This window comes from Photobacterium iliopiscarium, assembly GCF_003026395.1.
In the GTDB taxonomy this organism is placed as follows: Bacteria; Pseudomonadota; Gammaproteobacteria; order Enterobacterales; family Vibrionaceae; genus Photobacterium; species Photobacterium iliopiscarium.
Genome location: NZ_PYOO01000005.1, coordinates 159,568 through 176,930, shown reverse-complemented (window position 1 = coordinate 176,930; position 17,363 = coordinate 159,568). Strand labels below are relative to the sequence as shown.

Here is a 17,363-nt window from a genome sequence, read left to right as displayed (position 1 = left end):
AGCGTCAAATGGATTTCTATAAGGATTATAACCATGAAAAAAATACTACTTTCTGCCTTAATTTTAGCTTCTGCTAGCGTAAGTGCTGCTGATCTCTCGGTTAAGATGACAGATCTTAGCTCTGGAGCTATGGCGGGGACGATATCGATGGAGCAAACAAAATATGGTGTTGTTTTTACACCACATTTAAAAGGCTTACCAACAGGATTACATGGTTTTCATGTGCATACCAATCCTTCATGTGATTCCTCTGAAAAAATGGGCAAAACTGTTTTAGGTGGTGCGGCTGGTGGCCATTATGATCCAATGAAAACGGATAAGCATGGTTATTCATGGGCAGATGATAATCATTTAGGGGATTTACCGCCTCTTTATGTCGATGATAAAGGTGATGCAGAGCAGTCAGTGTTAGCACCACGATTAAAATTGTCTGATTTAAAAGGGCGATCAGTCATGATTCATGCAGGGGGGGATAATCATTCAGATCATCCTCAACCTCTTGGTGGTGGTGGTGCACGTATGGTTTGTGGTGTGATAAAATAAAAAACTGTGACTTTTAAAGAAAGCGCTGATGATTCGGCGCTTTTTTGTAGCTGTCATTTGAAGGAGGTTAAATTCGGAATATTTAGCTGAAATGTTTTATGTTAATGTTTTATTAGGTAATTAAAATGCAGATGCATCGACTTATACGTCAGGTAGTATTTTACTCATTATCAGCAATTGTTTTCTATAGTGCTTTAGAATCGGCAAAATTTGTATATTTATTAGGCTCAAGTAAAGCGCTGTATCCAATTTCTATTTTTGGATTCTCTCTATTTTACTGCACCTTATTATTATTGGTTTCGTATTCTTTAGGACAGAAATTTCTATTTGAAGCAACGCGAACTAATCCGCTATTTACGATTAAAAGACAGTCTTATCAAACTCTCGTTATGATGAGTTTATTTACGGGATTAACTGTTATTAATGTTATTGTTTTATCGGCGTTTTCTTCAGGTAAATTATTATCATCTACTTTGACGGATCTTTGTACATTATCTTTGCAGTATGGTGTGACAACGTTTATCGTCACATTCATTGCTCTTTTCGTCGTAATACTCATTAATAATATGATGGTCAGTCGAGGAAAATACAGCTAGAACGCTAGTTTTTTTGAATAAAAGGTTGCGACAAGACGTCGCAACCTAGAATGTCATATTACGGTTTACGCATTAATCATGTTGATTAGTAAGGTAATTCACCCGCTTTATCTAACTCGTTATAAACATCAACAAATAGCTTAGCAAAATGAATTTCAGTCCAGTTACAAGGCTTTGGCGGGCAGTCATGATACCAATTCTGACCAAATTGCTCGCCAAGGTATAAAGCAAAGTCTTGCATTTCACCGCGTTCAACTTTATCTAACTCTTTATCAGAGACACCAAATACGGTTCCCGCACTTTTACCAAAGCTAAATGTATTTTGGAATCCAGATGTTTGACGATAGTTCACAAAGCCATTCGAATTTAATGTCTTGTTAAGTAAACTTTCTTTCTGTGCTTTTGTTTTAAATGTTGTGCCATAAAGGTACAAATCATGACCATAGTTTTCTTTATAATTCATCAGCTTATTTTTGAAGCTATCACTAGAAACAATATAAGCAACGTTCGTGAGAAGTTCAATGTGGCGCTTGATGCTGTTTGCATCCCAAGGTGTTTCTGTATTAGTAGACCCTAGCAACATATCCGTAAACGAGATATCCCATGTCGCCGTTATTTTGTTTAATTTGTCTAATAGCGGATGTTTTGTTTCTGTTGCAAAACGTGAATCAATGAGATGCTGGGTGCCATAATGACCGTAAGTATTGCCTTGACCATCCAGCGTACTTAGCATTCCGGTGTAGTTATATACACCACTGCCGTCTGTAGTATTAAAGCTTTTATCTATATTTAGATCCGTAATAGGCAGGGTAATACGAGTGTATGCTGGTAATTTATCTAAATTAGCCAAGCGAGCCCAATTATGTTGGCTGTGAGCTTTAATATCGAGATCTAGATTGCTAAGATCTATTCCAGTAAAGTTTGTGATTTCAACGGTATTACGATCAAGTAAACGAATATTTACCAGTGAATCAGTCTTGGCTGAAATAGATTGACTACCTTCAGTTAATCCATCTTGTAAAATTTTACGTACAGAGGCTGTTTGTGGTAGGGCATCAAATTCTAGTTGAGCCGTTGGTACATATGCATTTGGTGTAAAATCAAGGGTATCTAATTTGTCTAATGGCACGCTTTCAATAATAGACGGAGTTAATGTAATAATCTCATTATTATTGACGATTAGATCATGACCACTTACCCAGAAATTATCCAGGAGGTAAACGGCTTTAGCTGCATCTTTAAATTGGTAATCATTTGCAATAAATTGCTGAATGTCATACATAGCAAAACGTGTCGTTGCATCAATATGTTGACCATTATTTTCTTTTACAAAAATGTAGTTATCATTAGCATCCATTGATTCAAACGCACCAAGGTTTTTATGCATTGGTTGAAGCGTTATATTCTGTGACAGTGCGGCTAAATCATAAACAGCTGAGCCTTGTGAACCACCGGCAAGTAATTTAGAACCAATAAATTCAAGTGTAAAAGGGCGACCATGAGCATAAGCTAAGTAAGCAAAAGGTTGTATTGATTTGGTTTCACCAAGCGTTGCTGGAGTATTATGGTAAACCGCAATATGATCGGCATCAGCGACTAAAATATATTGATCATTAACAGCAATTTTACCACTGCCATTATGTTGAACAGCATAAGAGTATTGGTATTGATTTGTCTCACCATTAAATACATCTATACGATCATGGGCACTAATGGCTGAAACGAACAGTTGTGATTTATGGCTACGTAAATCATCAAGACCTTTATAAGGTTGAGCTTCACTAATACCTAAAATTTTTGTGGTCGTATTTGCTTTGGTATCGTAAATACCCACCATTGGTGAATCACCCGCTGATGGCGATTGAGCCACAATCAGTTTGTCACCAAGTTGCTCTATTGAAACCATGTTTGAATGTGCAACATCGACACCAAATTTATAGGGGGCGATAGAAGTAGCATCTGGTTTTTCATGTTTGTCTGAACCATCCATACATGTAAATGCTTCATTTAAAACATAGTTGCTATCAAGGTGACCATTGGGTAAGTATTCAAGCACACAGCCATTGCCCCAATCATAATTTCCCCATGTTTTATTAACGACAACAGCGCCGCCTTCATACATGGAAAATTCCCAATCTTGGTCAAAGAAACTGAATAGATTACGGGTTGCACTGTCATCTGCCCAGTTTCGTAATGGAATAATAGGGGTGCCATGCTCTGCATCTATTTCATAATCAATATCATTGATTTTAATGAATTTCTTACCATCTTTGAAAAAATAAAAATCAGGGTCCTGAGCATACTTTTTGAGTTCGCTTACACGTTGAACCATTTGTGTAGCCATTTTGTTCATGATCTGAACATATTTAACCTGACTTACTTGTTCAATCTCAGGCATAACTTCTGCTGGTGGAGGTAAAGGTAGAACGTCTTCTGGTGTTATTGCTTCTGATGTTGAAATGAATACCCAAGGTGATTCCCATGTGTTTTGTGTAATGGTCGCTGGAGATTCATTTTGATTTACCCACCACTGAGCTTCAAAAATATTGCCATTAAATTGTACTTGTTCTTTAGTTGAGTAATTTTTATTTGGATCATACATTTCAGCAGCAAATAGAGAACTAGATGCAGTAAGTAAGATCGCCATAGATAATAATTTTTTGCGCATGCTTAACCTCAGTGGTTGATTTATAAAATACTGTTAAGTCATTATCAAAAAGATAATTGTGTATTTCTGGTGACGTTTTTTTGCTGTGCCTTTGTATAATAAAAACATATATTTGTCATTAAATTATTTTATATATCGGGCCGTTTTATTATTAATATTCCATTAAGGGATATTGGAGTATGATGAGCTTAAATAGCTAACTTTGATTTGTAAGGTAAAAATATGCGTTATTCATGGGCGATGGTTGGTGTAATTGCACTTTTATCTGGTTGTAGTACTGCGGCTTTAACATCAACACCTTCTACAACTGCAACTTCAGTGGTAAAAACAGAAGCAACTCAAACGGCTAAAGTTCTTACTCTTAGTGAGCAATTTATTCAACATGGCTATAACGATGGGTGTAAAGATGCGCTTAAGAATCAATGGCAACCATCAAAAATGATCCTTGATGACATGAAGGGGGTTGAGAAAATGAAGTATGTAGAAGGTTGGAAGCAAGGTTATCAACGTTGTGTTAATGGTTTAGGTCCTGTAGTTATTAACGATACAATGCCGATTTCACAGCAGAAAAACAAATAATTCATACAAATTTAAATTAACACCTTTACGTTGTGAGGATGATAATTCTTATGACGTAAAGGTGTTTTTATTTTAAGGACACTAGGATTCTTTTCGTTGTTTTACGGGTTTTGGAATATAGCGTTTTAATTCATCAATTTTACGGTTTTTAGAAAAGAACATTTCAAGTTCAATCATAATACCTAGGTTTGCGTGATAATTATAATCTCGTGGAAATTCAAGCTGTGGTCTTGCTGCGAGATAAAGCCAGTGTTTGTATATACGTCGTTTCCATTCAGCGGATACCCAATAGTTGGTGATTTCTTTCATTTCATCGGTATCTGCGCTGATTCCCATCGAGTATTCAAACAAATCTCTTTCTGTTGCCCGCTGATAAATATTAAATTGTTGTACTAACTCCCATTTATCATCATCTTGTAAATATTGTGCACTGGTTGTCGTTCTAAAGATGTTTTTTTGATCAGGGGTCAGTGCATAAAAACCACTTAATTGAGTCAGTGAACCAAAGCCTTTTGAATGATAATAAAATAGCTCTTGTTCAAGTTGGGTTGTCCAGCTTTCACTGACATTATCTACACGAGTAAGGCGAGCTTTTACAAAGGGGTCGAGAGGGAATTTGAGCTTGATACCAATATCAAAATCAGAGCTCCAGTTACCAAATTGCGCATCTTGAAGCCTAAAGCCACCAACCGTATTTCCATTTTGAGTTTTACTGCCAGAGGCAATACCACGTTGTTTACTTTCGAGACTGTCATAATCGCTGGGTTCTGAATCTAGGATTAACTTCCAATCACGTTTGACGTGTGGTAAATCGAGCTTGAAGTAAACTTTGAAATCATTTTCTAATTTACCTCGGTGTGAATAGATTGATCGCTGGCGAATGCGCAGATAACTGCGGTTGGTAAGTTTCGCTTCGTCTTCATCTTTAGTGAGGCTTTGATCTATATATTCACCGACAGTGTGTACTGAGTCTGTCATCGATTGTTGAGAGCTATCAATCCATAGTGTCATTTTATGTGGAGGGGCGGTATCAGCATCAATGGTTGGGGCTGTTTGCGGTAATAAATTTGTAACGGTGTTACTCTTTTCTGAAGAATTTTGAGTGAGAGATGCTGCGTTGATCGCTGTTGTATAGAAGCAGCACAACGATAAAGAAAAATAAGAAAGAATAGTGTGCTTTAGAGTCTTCAAGTGAATGTCATATCCTTACTTTTTTGTCGCATAAATTTCATTTTATATCGTATACGACAACTATACTGATTAAGAAATTAGGTATAAATAATTATAGTGTAGAACAATACATTATGACTATTTTGTTAAGTTATATAGTTGTGATTGTATTTTTATTGTTTGTTTTTGATAGATTAATACAATAACTGCGATCCAGCAATTGCTTTTAATCGATCGTTTATTACTATTATTATTGTGGTTTTTCTGGAGGTTGATATGGATAGTTCAGAGTTTAAAAGGATCAAACAAGAAATGTCAGGGAAGGAAAATGACATCTTTGATGATTTTGAAGAATCGAATAATCGTTTACCTACGATGGAAGAGTTGCGCGTTATTATGGCGGATACTACGGAGCATTATTTAGGTCCGATAGATCAAAGTGTTATTGATGGTATTAATACGAATTTAGAGCGTCAACATATACGAGAGAAGCCATTGTGGAATGCAACCACTGAGCTTGAACCTTAAGTACATATATGCCGTGATTATGAATGATACTTTTATATGATAACGACTGTATATTAGTTGGTATTTGTTGTAAAACTGAAAACTCTGTTTTCAGCACTATTTCTTAACTATCATTCACCGAGAGGCTATAAATGGCATATTATTGCTTACTTAATGGATTATAAAAGAGGTTTAAGGATGACTGGAACGGTAAATATATTTGAAATTCGATGTGGCAGTGGGCATGCGATTGGTGTGCTGGAATTAAATAATGCATCATCATTAAATGCATTAACATTGACAATGCTAAGAACGATTCAGCAACAATTATTGCATTGGCAACATGATGAAAATATTGTCAGTGTGATGATCCAAGCTGTTGGTGATAAAGCATTTTGTTCTGGTGCTGATATTCGAGCGCTTTACTATGCGCTGGAAAATGATCCCGCGATTACAGCGATTGAACAAATAAAGTCACCAACAGTTGATGATTATATTCGTCGTGCTAATAACGAAAAAAGTTATTTAGCAAAACCATTTTTAATTGATTATTTTACGGTTGAATATAGCTGTGATTATCTGATTCATAACTATCCTAAGCCAATAATTGCTTGGGGAAATGGTCTAGTCATGGGCGGTGGACTTGGATTATTTATTGGTGCTAGTCATCGAGTCGTTACACCCTCGGCATTGCTTGCGATGCCTGAAATGAAGATTGGTCTATATCCAGATGTGGGTGCTACGTGGTTTTTAAATCAACTTCCTGCTGGAATCGGGTTATTTTTAGGTTTAACGGGGGCTGATGTTAATGCGAGTGATGCGCTTGATTTAGCGATGGCGGATCATCTTATTGTTGATACCGATCGTGAACGTTTGATTAAACAGTTAAAGCATTATCCGTGGCAAAACGTAGCTGACGATCAAGTCTCTAATGTGATTACAGAGATGCTGACTGATATTGCGATAGATTCAGAACGTCAGCGTCCACCAAGTCAAATGATCCCTTATTTCCCACAAATTCAAGCGGCATGTGTAGCACCGACACTTGACGTTGTTTATGAACAAATTAATGCTATTGACGGGCTTGGATGTTGGCTTGAAAAAGCAAAACAAACGCTTGTTAATGGTAGCCCATTATCGGCTCATCTCTGTTTTCAGCAAATGCAACAATATCAACAAGCAAGCTTAGCTGAATGTTTTAAGATGGAGTTATCATTGTCGGTACGATGTGGGTTAGTCGGTGAATTTAAAGAAGGCGTAAGAGCGCGATTTATTGATAAAGACGCTCAGCCTCAGTGGTTATATAACACTATTTCAATGGTAGATATCCGTTTGGTTAATAGTTTATTTACACCATTGTGGCAACAACAAGCAAATCCATTAACTGATTTGATGTGATTATTCGAATAATGAAACAGTGTTGTGTTTTCTCTATTTTTCGAATTGTTAATGTTAATCAGTATTTTTTATATATGTATAAACAAGTTTAGGAGCGAATTAACGTGGACATTGAGAATAGTGTTATTGTCATAACAGGCGCAGGCCAAGGTCTTGGGCAAATGATGGCTGTAACGCTTGCACAGATGGGAGCGCGGCTCGCTTTAATTGATGTGAATACAATAGGGTTAAGACAAACACAAGATCAGTGCCATATGCTTAATAGTATGGCGCGCATTTATGAAGCTGATGTGACAGATGAAGAGCAAGTAGATCAAGCTTTTATGCATATCATGGAAGACTTTGAGTATATTGATATTCTTATTAATAATGCTGGTATTCTTGATGATGGTTTGTTGATACAAAAAAGTGAGATGGGCATTAAGAAAATGTCATTGGATCAATTCCAAACCGTAATGAATGTTAACGTTACGGGCACTTTTTTGTGTGGCAGAGAAGCGGCTAAGTGGATGGTCGAAAATGAAACCAAAGGCGTTATCATTAATATTTCAAGTGCCGCTCGTGCAGGAAATATTGGGCAAACAAATTATGCAGCATCAAAAGCCGCCGTCACGACAATGGCTGTGGGCTGGGCACGTGAACTTGGACAATATGGTATTCGAGTTGCCGCAATTGCACCAGGGCTGATTGATACACCAATGGCAGCACAAATTAATGATGAGGCAATTGAGAAAATGCTAGCGATGGTACCTCTAGCACGTATTGGTGAGGCAAGCGAGATTGCCCATTCGGTGAGATTTATTATAGAAAATGATTATTTCACCGGCAGGGTGCTTGAAATCGATGGTGGATTACGTTTGTAATCAACGTCAGCTTAAAAGTGGTTATATAGTGCAACTAATGCTAAAACGCCACCAACAACAAACATGATCATTGATAGGCCAAATGCGAATTTTGCCATATACGGCATTAATTTTTCCATTGGAAAGTCCAAATAGCGATGAAGGAAGATATTCTACCTCAGATTATATATTAATAAGCATTAATCTTGAGGTATGGCTGTGTTTTTGACATAAAAAAAGATCGTCATCTGACGATCTTTTTTTGTTTATTTAGCAATATTTGTTTGTGAATTATTTTACTAAACAGATATTAGAATGCTTTTGGTGCGAAACCTGTAACAGCTTTAATACCCATGCTACGGCCAAGAGCCGTCATTGGGTGAACAACAACAAGGTCTTTTACTGATTTTTTCAGTTTACCCATGTCAGCTTGTTCTGCTTTAGTTAACACGCGATTAAAAGCAAGAGATTTAACATCTTTACCTTTAACACTTACTTCTGATGACTTACGGTGTTTAACGTTTTGCGTTTTTTTGTTCAGGCTAAGAAGCTCATCTTTAAACTGCTTGATGATAACTTTATCATCACGTTGAATAGCAGCAGCAAGTTTACGCTGGCACTTGTCCATACGGTTGTTAAGATTTTGAAGCTCTTCGTTTAAATTCATTTCATTACCTTTGTATTTACACTCGCAATACACTAAATCGTAGTGTTTACGATGAATAGGTATTGAGTTGGCGCTAGTATACATTATATTTCTGATAACTGGATCGCTATCCTACAACTATTTTTACTTAAAATTGCAATTTTATGGAGATATATGCCTCTTTCACTGTTTAGATATGCTCTGATAACATTTATCGTTAATGTTTTATTATTAATTTAATACAGTCGACTACCTTTCATGGATTGATCAGACGTGTTTGTGATTATCTATGGTTTAAAGATAAAGGGGATATATTTTGATTTATGGGGAGTGATTAGGTACAAAGGAAACCAATCGTTTTGAAAAAGAAACTAATTTATGCATTTAAATAATTAGTATCTTTCTGGAAGTTATAATAGTTTTATTACAAGGATGTTAACTATAGCGCAATATAATATCGCTGTAGTTAGGGAATATTAGTCATCATCGGTTCAATAATTTATGGCTACATTTAGAACCGATGACAATACATGGAAGTGATTATTAATGGTAAATCAAGCGTTAACGACACAGACAGAATCTGAATTACGGGTACGTTATAATGATATTACTCGTGGTGTTTATTTTATCGGAACAACCCCCCCCAAAACCAGCACGCCTTTAGATGAAGTGGAAGGCATTGCAGATCGATTAGTGAACCGTATTAAAGATCTCGCCATTGATGGTTTGATTGTGTACGACATTCAAGATGAAGTTTCACGGACGAAAAAACCACGCCCATTCCCATTTAAATCAACCCATGATCCTCGTTACTATTCATCGTTACTCAATAAGAAAACTGGGCGTCCGGTTATTACTTATAAAAGTGTGGTGCAATCAGAAACAGAAGCCTTTGATGAGTGGCTTAATGAAGCGTGGCATGAATATCAAGTACGTGACATTGTGCTTGTTGGAAGCCCCTCGGCGAAAAATGAAGTGTCGTTACCGTTATCGACGGCGTATCAAACGTTGGCAGAACATCAAAATAACTTTTTTACTGGCGGCATTATGATTGCTGAACGTCATGCTAAAAAAGGCAATGAACACGCCCGATTAATTGAAAAATACCAGCAAGGGTGTAATTTCTTTATCTCTCAAGCTATTTATGACACGCAAGCTACAATTGATATTTTGACCCGTTATGCGATTGAATGTAAACAAGATGGTATTAAACCTCAACGTATTTTATTAACATTTTCGCCGTGTGGTAGTGCAAAGACATTAGAGTTTATTGAATGGTTGGGGGTGAGCGTGCCAGAGGCAACCAGTTTACGTATTCTGAATGCGACCAATCCGTTACATGAATCGATTAAAATGTGCTGTAACAGTCTGAATCAGATTTTAGATGCAGTGGTTGAGTATGATTTACCGTTGGGATTAAATATTGAGAGCTTAACTAATCGTAAAGAAGAAATTGATGGGTCTATTTTATTGTATAAATTACTTCGTGCATCAATGGATAGCCATTTAGCAAAACATGAATTTCGAACATTACAGAGAAACACAATAGCGGCACAGTAGTTAATTTATTGTGTTTGGCATTAGGTCGTAAATGATAAGCCCATACCTATAACGCGTTGTACAGGGATGGGCTTATTTGATCATTGTTTATGTATTAGTTGGTTACATTAGACCTAAAATAGACCACCAAATAATGCCGGAAGTCATAAATATTACGGCACCGCCGCCAGAGATAATTAAGCCTATTTTCATCCACTGCTTATCGTTGTGATATTGATACCCCATTAATAATGGATTACGTGCATGACTATAGGTTGTGAGGTTACAGCCGATATTAGTAATACCAGCAACGGCTAAAATAGAGATCAGAGGATTAACCCCTAATGCCATTAATGAACCGATAATAACTGGACCTAAAGCAACAACTTTTGCTGTACCAGAAGCAAAAAAGTAGGCAGTTACAAGATAGAAAACCATCATTACAATTAAAATAACCGTTGGGCTAGCATGGCCCATATATTGGCTGATTAAATCGGAAACACCGTGACCTACCCAAGCGGTAAAACCGAGTTTTTTAAGCTGGCTCGCCATTCCCATTAGCACTGCAAACCAAACTAGCGTATCCCATGCGCCTTTTTCTGATTTAACATCATTCCAATTTAAAACCCCTAAGATTAATAAGGCAGATAAACCGATAAATGCTGATGTGGTTGAGTGTAGATGTAGAGACTGTCCACCAACCCACATAATAATTAACGCGATAAAAACGGCAATTAATTTCCATTCAGCAACACTGACAGGACCTAAATGCAATAATGCTTGTTTTGCATAAGCGGGTGCTTGTGGTGTCTTTTTGGTTTCTGGATTGATAAATTTAAACAGAATAAAGGGGATCGTTAATAGTAAAATAGACGCAGGCAATAATAGATAGAGCGCCCAGTGACTGAAGGTCATATTAATGCCAGCAACAGAAGCAGCAATACCGACTAAAGCAAGGTTACCTGCAAAGCCTGTTTGAAAACCTACTGCTGATGCATCGTTCATGGCGCTTACCGAAGAAATAAGGTATTGACCCAATTTGCGATCGTCTTTGTTGATGACTTTTGCAAGTGAGTCTGCAATAGGGGAGATAATTGCTGAACGGGCAGTATTGCTGGGTGTTGCGGGTGCGATAAGGAAATCAGCCACACCTAAACAATAAGCAATGCGTAAAGAAGATTGACCAAACCAACTAAGCAAGATAAGCGCAATACGTTTACCTAAGCCAGTTTTAGCAAAGGCGCGTGCAATCATAAACGCAATCACAATCAACCAAATAAGAACGTTATTAAAATTGCTGGTGGCTGCCATAATCGCGGCTTTTGCGGATGTTTCTCCACCTGCATGGAGTACGGCATAAACTGAAACCGCAATAACGGCAACCGCACCGGTGGGTAAGACGTTAGCAACGATAGCGACAATGGTAGCGATAAAAATAATAGCGGTATGAAATGCTGCGATGTTTAATTCAGCAGGTATATCGATAAAGTGCCAGCAGAGAGTACTTAACACTACAATGATTATTGCTGGAATAATTTTGATGGCAAAAAAAGGTTCTGATGGTGATGTTTCTTCAGTAACTGTTGTAGTCATGGTTTTTGAGTTATTTTATTGGACATGCCTATATGGTATATCTGATTTTAATAATTCCTATTTAATATGTTATTTCTGCGATATAAATACCAAAAAATGTTGATTTCTTATTCAAAATAGAATGTTTTTTATGCAACTAGTGGATTTGGGGTGCGGGTGATCTAATCGCGAGTGAGTGTGTGGTAAAAAGAAAACGCCACGTTATGGCTATAACGTGGCGTTAGATAACAAACAAAACTAGGTAGTCATGCCATTTTGTTTATCACTATCTTTGCTGCTGTTATATTTTACTGGTAAATGTACGAGTAATTACGTCTTGCTGTTGTTCACGTGTTAAAGAATTAAAACGCACGGCATAACCTGATACACGAATAGTTAGCTGAGGGTATTTCTCTGGGTGTTCAACTGCATCTAATAATGTGTCGCGATTTAATACGTTCACGTTTAGGTGTTGGCCTCCCTCAATACCGTCTGCTGCACCTGTTGCTTCGTGGTGGAAGTAACCATCCATTAATGCTGCAAGGTTTTGCTTTTGTGTATTTTCATCTTTGCCTAATGCATTTGGCACGATAGAGAAAGTATAAGAAATACCATCTTTCGCATAAGCAAATGGTAGTTTTGATACTGAGGTTAATGAAGCAACGGCGCCATTTTCATCACGACCATGCATTGGGTTAGCACCAGGACCAAATGGCATACCAGCACGACGGCCATCCGGTGTATTGCCTGTTTTCTTACCGTATACAACATTAGAGGTAATGGTTAAGATTGATTGTGTTGGAATTGCTTCACGATACATATGCATTGTTTGAATCTTCTTCATGAAGCGTTCAACTAAATCACAAGCGATATCATCCACACGAGCGTCGTTATTACCAAATTTAGGGTAATCGCCTTCAATTTCAAAATCGATAGCCACGCCATTTTCATCACGAATCGGTGTTACTTTAGCAAACTTGATGGCTGCCAATGAGTCAGCGACAACAGAAAGACCTGCAATACCACAAGCCATAGTACGGCGAACATCGCGATCCATTAATGCCATTAGTGACGCTTCATAGCTGTAACGGTCATGTGAGTAATGGATAATGTTAAGTGCTGTCACGTATTGGGTTGCTAACCAATCAAGCATGGCATCATAACGAGGCATTAGCGTATCAAAATTAAGCACTTCATCAGTGATTTTGCTAACCTGAGGGCCTACTTGTTGTTGTGATTTCTCATCAATACCACCATTGATGGTATACAGTAGTGCTTTAGCAAGGTTGGCTCGCGCACCAAAGAACTGCATGTGCTTACCAACAATCTGTGGGCTTACACAACATGCGATAGCGTAATCATCGTTGTTGAAATCAGGGCGCATTAGATCATCGTTTTCGTATTGAACAGACGATGTTTCAATGGAGACTTTTGCCGCGTATTGCTTAAAGGCGATAGGCAGTTGCTCAGACCAAAGGATAGTCATGTTTGGCTCAGGAGCCGGACCCATTGTATGTAAAGTATGTAGGTAACGGAATGTGGTTTTAGTCACTAATGTACGACCATCAACACCCATACCTGCCATTGCTTCTGTTGCCCAGATTGGGTCGCCAGAGAACAATGAATCGTACTCTGGTGTACGTAGGAAACGCACCATACGCAGTTTCATGATGAAATGATCCACCATTTCTTGTGCTTGTTGTTCGGTAATTAAACCGTTAGCGATATCACGCTCAACAAAGACATCAATAAATGTTGATGTACGACCAAGCGACATTGCTGCGCCATTTTGTGATTTAACCGCCGCAAGGTAGCCAAAGTAGGTAAATTGAATGGCTTCTTGTGCCGTGCGGGCAGGTAAAGACATATCAATGCCGTATGTAAGCCCCATTGTACGAATATCTTCTAATGCTTGAACTTGATCAGCAAGCTCTTCACGTAGACGCATGGTTTTTTCTAAATCTTGGCCTTGCTCAAGGAAAGATTGAGTTGAGTTAAATTGCTCTATTTTATCGGCTTTAAGAAAATCGATACCATAAAGGGCTAAACGACGGTAATCACCAATAATACGACCGCGGCCATAAGCATCAGGTAGACCTGTGATAATACCAGAACGACGACAAGCTAAAATTTCTTTGGTGTATAAATCAAAACAGGCTTTGTTGTGTGTTTTACGGTAATCAGTAAAGATTTTTTCAACCATTGGATCTAATTCACGACCGTAAACTTCACATGAACTTTTCACCATGCGAATACCGCCATTGGCAATAATTGCACGTTTTAGTGGTTTATCTGTTTGTAGACCGACAATGGTTTCAAGATCTTGATTTATATAGCCAGCACCATGAGAAGTAACGGTTGAAGGTAAGTCTGTATCAAAATCAACGGGAGCATGAGTGCTGCTTTCTTGCTTGATGCCTTCCATTACATCATTCCACAACGTAGTGGTTGTCTCGGTTACTTCGGCTAAGAAAGACTCATCACCTTCATATGGCGTATAGTTAGTTTGAATAAAGTCACGAGTATTAACGCTAGTTTGCCATTCGCCTTTACTAAAACCACGCCATACTTCAAGCATGTCAGTTGTTGGGATTGTCATACTACTTACCTCTATAATGAAAATTTGAATGCGAGTGAGCAATACTGTTTATTGCTCTCTTTTTGATTGAGTGCCATTTACTTAATGTTATAAATGTGGCTTGAGGTGCTAATTATTACTTTCAATATTAATAGCTTGGCTTGTATTATTGCCGTTATCTTGAACCATATTTGGGTGTGATATGCTGCCTTTAAACCTTGAAATAATAGTATGACTAATATCTGTATGAGTAAAATGAATGGTTTTCATTTTGGCTATGATTTTTATGCATAGATTGTTTGATTATATTGTTATAAGTGCTCTGTAGCGGAAGAAATCTATGATGTAGATAGGGCTGTATTGTAGGTAAGGCTGTATCGTGGGGATCATTGAACCATAAAATCGTCACCTATAATTAAATGACAATTTTATAGTAATAACAGTGGGTTAATATTCTATTTATGCAACAGATTTAGAGGGGTTACGTAATCTAAATACCATCCATAGTGTAAGCAAAGCACTACAAATAGGTAACGCAAGCCAAACACCAGTAACTCCAATTGTATGTGCAAGCACAAAAATAATAATTGTGATTAGAATGAGTTTTCCTCCCGTTAATAGAGAGGCTTCTTTAGGTTGAAGGTGCGGATTAATCAAATAAAAGAATGCCTCAGTGTAGCTAACGATGCTGTAAGCGGCGACATGAATGGGTTTTCCTACTAATAGAAACGATTTGCTATGTAGAATCAATGCTTTAACAGCATGGCTGTGATAGTGGGTAAAGTATTGCGCCAAAAAAGACGAAAGATTGAATCATCACGTAAAGATAATGGTTGGGGTGTTGGTATTGTCTGTGGCTACATGGGGTTAGTCAATTCAGCTAATTGTATTTATGCGTCGGGATCACGTGATTTTGATATTATTATCTATTAAATAAAAAGACCAAAAGGAGGACATTACACTCCTTTGGGCTTTGATCGCTGATTATCTAGCGGTTGGTGTTTTTTGTCGCTGATTTGGTCTGGTATTGATTGGTATTTTTGGTAAACCATTTCATGATTTTTTGTTTACGGCAATACAGTAACAATGCACAAATGAATAAGTAAATTGTCGGCTCAATCAATCCTGATTTTACTGACCAATAATAGTGAATAGGGCTTAATAGTAAAGCGAGATACACCCAATTATGCAGTTGTTGCCAATGCTTGCCTAAGCGACGCTGCATCGATTGTGTTGAGGTAAGTGTTAATAATAATAAGATAATCCAACTAATAGCACCAATGGCAAGATACGGACGTTTTATTATCTCGCTGCCCAATAAAGACCAATCAAAATTCAGATCTAAGGCAAGATAGACACTAAGATGAAGTGCCGCCCAAAAGAAGCTGTATACGCCTAATAAGCGTCTTAGGCGTATCAGTCCTCCTTGTTTATATTGTTTTGCTAAAGGTGATAACAATAAGGTAAGGATTAAAGTATTTAATGCCGCTTTGCCCGTGAAATGTTCAATTCCTTTAATCGGATCCGCACCAAAGCCACCGTTAAGGGTGTTATTAACCAATATTGCGACAAAAAATAATGATACTGCATGAATGGTGATTTTTATCATTAAAATTCGAGCCGGTGTAAGGCGGTATTTTTGAACATAATGAGTGAGCATTAATAATTCCTTGTTAGATCCATGCCTTTATATAACGATGCCACTTCTTCAGCATAACCGTTAAACATTAGTGTGGGTTGGCGACGACTACTAAAGACATTACCTTCACCGATAAAACGTTCACTGGCTTGACTCCAACGTGGGTGATCAACCTCAGGATTAACATTGGCATAAAAGCCATATTCACTGGCTGCTAAACGATTCCACGTTGTTGGTGGTTGTTGATCGGTAAGATGAATACGTACAATCGATTTAATACTTTTAAAACCATACTTCCATGGCACAACGAGTCGCAATGGAGCTCCATTTTGTGGGGCTAATGTTTTGCCATATAAGCCGACAGAGATCATTGTCAATGGGTGCATGGCTTCATCAATACGCAAGCCTTCAACATAAGGATATTCAATGCCGCCACCAAGTCGTGATGATGCTTGCCCTGGCATTTGCTTAGGATCGTATAAGGTTTCAAAGGCGACGTATTTTGCTCGTTGTTGTGGATCGGCTTTTTTAATGATGTCGCGTAAGCTAAAACCTATCCACGGAATATTCATTGACCATGCTTCAACACAGCGTAAGCGGTAGATACGTTCTTCCAATGTAAACTGGTTAAACAAATCATCATAATCGAGTGTGAATGGTTTATTTACCATCCCATCAATTGTGACTTTCCATGGATCAGTGATAAATTTTTCTGCGCGCACAGCAGGGGATGATTTGTCAGTACCAAATTCATAAAAATTATTATAATGAAGAATTTTATCCTCTGGTGTTAGTGACAATGCCACATTGGATAATGACGAGGTTGTTCCTGCTAATTGTCGACGATGATCAGTTGCAGGCTCTTCTGAAGATGAGATAAAATCAAACAATCCTGCGTGAGCATTGGTTGACAATGGTAATCCAACCGCTGCAATACCTAATTTTTTCAAAATAGAACGACGTTGATGGTATATATCTTCAGGTGTTACTTGGTTTTCTGTTAATGCCCAGCGAGGACGCGTTTTTATGTGCATAAGTTACCTATAAGTGATGTTTAAAATGATAATTATTGCTATTTAAGTAGAC

Annotated in this window: 16 protein-coding genes; 8 read left to right on the top strand and 8 right to left on the bottom strand. The window is 37.7% G+C overall.

Features of this window, described 5'->3' with window-relative positions:
- The first annotated feature begins 33 nt into the window (after window positions 1-33).
- Together C9J51_RS10220 and C9J51_RS10215 are read left to right on the top strand one after the other, a co-directional pair.
- Window positions 34-543, top strand: a complete 510-nt coding sequence (locus tag C9J51_RS10220) for a superoxide dismutase family protein (RefSeq protein ID WP_045040051.1) — start codon at window positions 34-36, stop codon at window positions 541-543.
- A gap of 125 nt (window positions 544-668) precedes the next feature.
- Window positions 669-1,139, top strand: a complete 471-nt coding sequence (locus C9J51_RS10215; RefSeq protein ID WP_045036903.1) for a hypothetical protein — start codon at window positions 669-671, stop codon at window positions 1,137-1,139.
- 85 nt (window positions 1,140-1,224) lie between these two features.
- Here C9J51_RS10215 and C9J51_RS10210 read toward each other — a convergent pair whose 3' ends face one another.
- A complete protein-coding gene (locus tag C9J51_RS10210; protein ID WP_107275006.1) occupies window positions 1,225-3,807 on the bottom strand; it encodes a hypothetical protein in 2,583 nt (860 codons plus the stop codon).
- 222 nt (window positions 3,808-4,029) lie between these two features.
- Between C9J51_RS10210 and C9J51_RS10205 the strand changes: the two genes are divergently transcribed.
- Complete coding sequence (locus C9J51_RS10205; protein WP_045036905.1) at window positions 4,030-4,386, top strand: hypothetical protein; 357 nt, start codon at window positions 4,030-4,032, stop codon at window positions 4,384-4,386.
- Between the two features lie 81 nt (window positions 4,387-4,467).
- Here C9J51_RS10205 and C9J51_RS10200 read toward each other — a convergent pair whose 3' ends face one another.
- On the bottom strand, window positions 4,468-5,577 hold the full coding sequence (locus C9J51_RS10200; RefSeq protein ID WP_232569820.1) for a hypothetical protein: 1,110 nt from the start codon (window positions 5,575-5,577) through the stop codon (window positions 4,468-4,470).
- Between the two features lie 255 nt (window positions 5,578-5,832).
- On the opposite strand from C9J51_RS10200, the gene C9J51_RS10195 reads away from it, so the two are divergent.
- The 3 genes from C9J51_RS10195 to C9J51_RS10185 all read left to right on the top strand — a co-directional run bounded on the left by C9J51_RS10195 (window position 5,833) and on the right by C9J51_RS10185 (window position 8,324).
- Entirely contained in the window at window positions 5,833-6,084 is a 252-nt protein-coding gene (locus C9J51_RS10195) for a hypothetical protein (protein ID WP_045040049.1), read from the top strand.
- Between the two features lie 177 nt (window positions 6,085-6,261).
- Entirely contained in the window at window positions 6,262-7,461 is a 1,200-nt protein-coding gene (locus C9J51_RS10190; RefSeq protein WP_107275005.1) for an enoyl-CoA hydratase/isomerase family protein, read from the top strand.
- A gap of 104 nt (window positions 7,462-7,565) precedes the next feature.
- The gene (locus C9J51_RS10185) at window positions 7,566-8,324 is read left to right on the top strand and encodes an SDR family oxidoreductase (protein WP_045036907.1); all 759 of its coding nucleotides are present in this window, start codon (window positions 7,566-7,568) and stop codon (window positions 8,322-8,324) included.
- An 11-nt stretch (window positions 8,325-8,335) separates the two neighbouring features.
- Here the strand turns inward: C9J51_RS10185 and C9J51_RS10180 are convergent, their stop codons facing one another.
- Together C9J51_RS10180 and C9J51_RS10175 are read right to left on the bottom strand one after the other, a co-directional pair.
- Window positions 8,336-8,443 carry a hypothetical protein gene (locus tag C9J51_RS10180; RefSeq protein WP_045036908.1) on the bottom strand — a complete coding sequence of 36 codons (108 nt, stop codon included), beginning with the start codon at window positions 8,441-8,443 and terminating at the stop codon, window positions 8,336-8,338.
- A gap of 170 nt (window positions 8,444-8,613) precedes the next feature.
- A complete protein-coding gene (locus tag C9J51_RS10175; protein ID WP_045036909.1) occupies window positions 8,614-8,970 on the bottom strand; it encodes a YibL family ribosome-associated protein in 357 nt (118 codons plus the stop codon).
- Window positions 8,971-9,495: 525 nt separating this feature from the next.
- Here C9J51_RS10175 and C9J51_RS10170 point away from each other — a divergent pair.
- On the top strand, window positions 9,496-10,509 hold the full coding sequence (locus C9J51_RS10170) for a methylenetetrahydrofolate reductase (RefSeq protein WP_045040048.1): 1,014 nt from the start codon (window positions 9,496-9,498) through the stop codon (window positions 10,507-10,509).
- A 102-nt stretch (window positions 10,510-10,611) separates the two neighbouring features.
- Here C9J51_RS10170 and C9J51_RS10165 read toward each other — a convergent pair whose 3' ends face one another.
- Window positions 10,612-12,081, bottom strand: a complete 1,470-nt coding sequence (locus tag C9J51_RS10165) for a DASS family sodium-coupled anion symporter (protein WP_045040047.1) — start codon at window positions 12,079-12,081, stop codon at window positions 10,612-10,614.
- Window positions 12,082-12,361: 280 nt separating this feature from the next.
- A complete protein-coding gene (pflB, locus tag C9J51_RS10160; RefSeq protein ID WP_045040046.1) occupies window positions 12,362-14,659 on the bottom strand; it encodes a formate C-acetyltransferase in 2,298 nt (765 codons plus the stop codon).
- A 741-nt stretch (window positions 14,660-15,400) separates the two neighbouring features.
- Here pflB and C9J51_RS19495 point away from each other — a divergent pair.
- On the top strand, window positions 15,401-15,571 hold the full coding sequence (locus C9J51_RS19495; protein WP_164838161.1) for a hypothetical protein: 171 nt from the start codon (window positions 15,401-15,403) through the stop codon (window positions 15,569-15,571).
- A 55-nt stretch (window positions 15,572-15,626) separates the two neighbouring features.
- On the opposite strand, the gene msrQ is transcribed toward C9J51_RS19495, so the two are convergent.
- Window positions 15,627-16,298: a protein-methionine-sulfoxide reductase heme-binding subunit MsrQ gene (msrQ, locus tag C9J51_RS10150; protein WP_045040045.1), complete on the bottom strand. Its 672-nt coding sequence runs from the start codon at window positions 16,296-16,298 to the stop codon at window positions 15,627-15,629.
- The gene (msrP, locus tag C9J51_RS10145; RefSeq protein ID WP_045040044.1) at window positions 16,298-17,311 is read right to left on the bottom strand and encodes a protein-methionine-sulfoxide reductase catalytic subunit MsrP; all 1,014 of its coding nucleotides are present in this window, start codon (window positions 17,309-17,311) and stop codon (window positions 16,298-16,300) included. Before msrP ends, msrQ begins: the two co-directional genes overlap by 1 nt.
- Window positions 17,312-17,363: the final 52 nt, after the last annotated feature.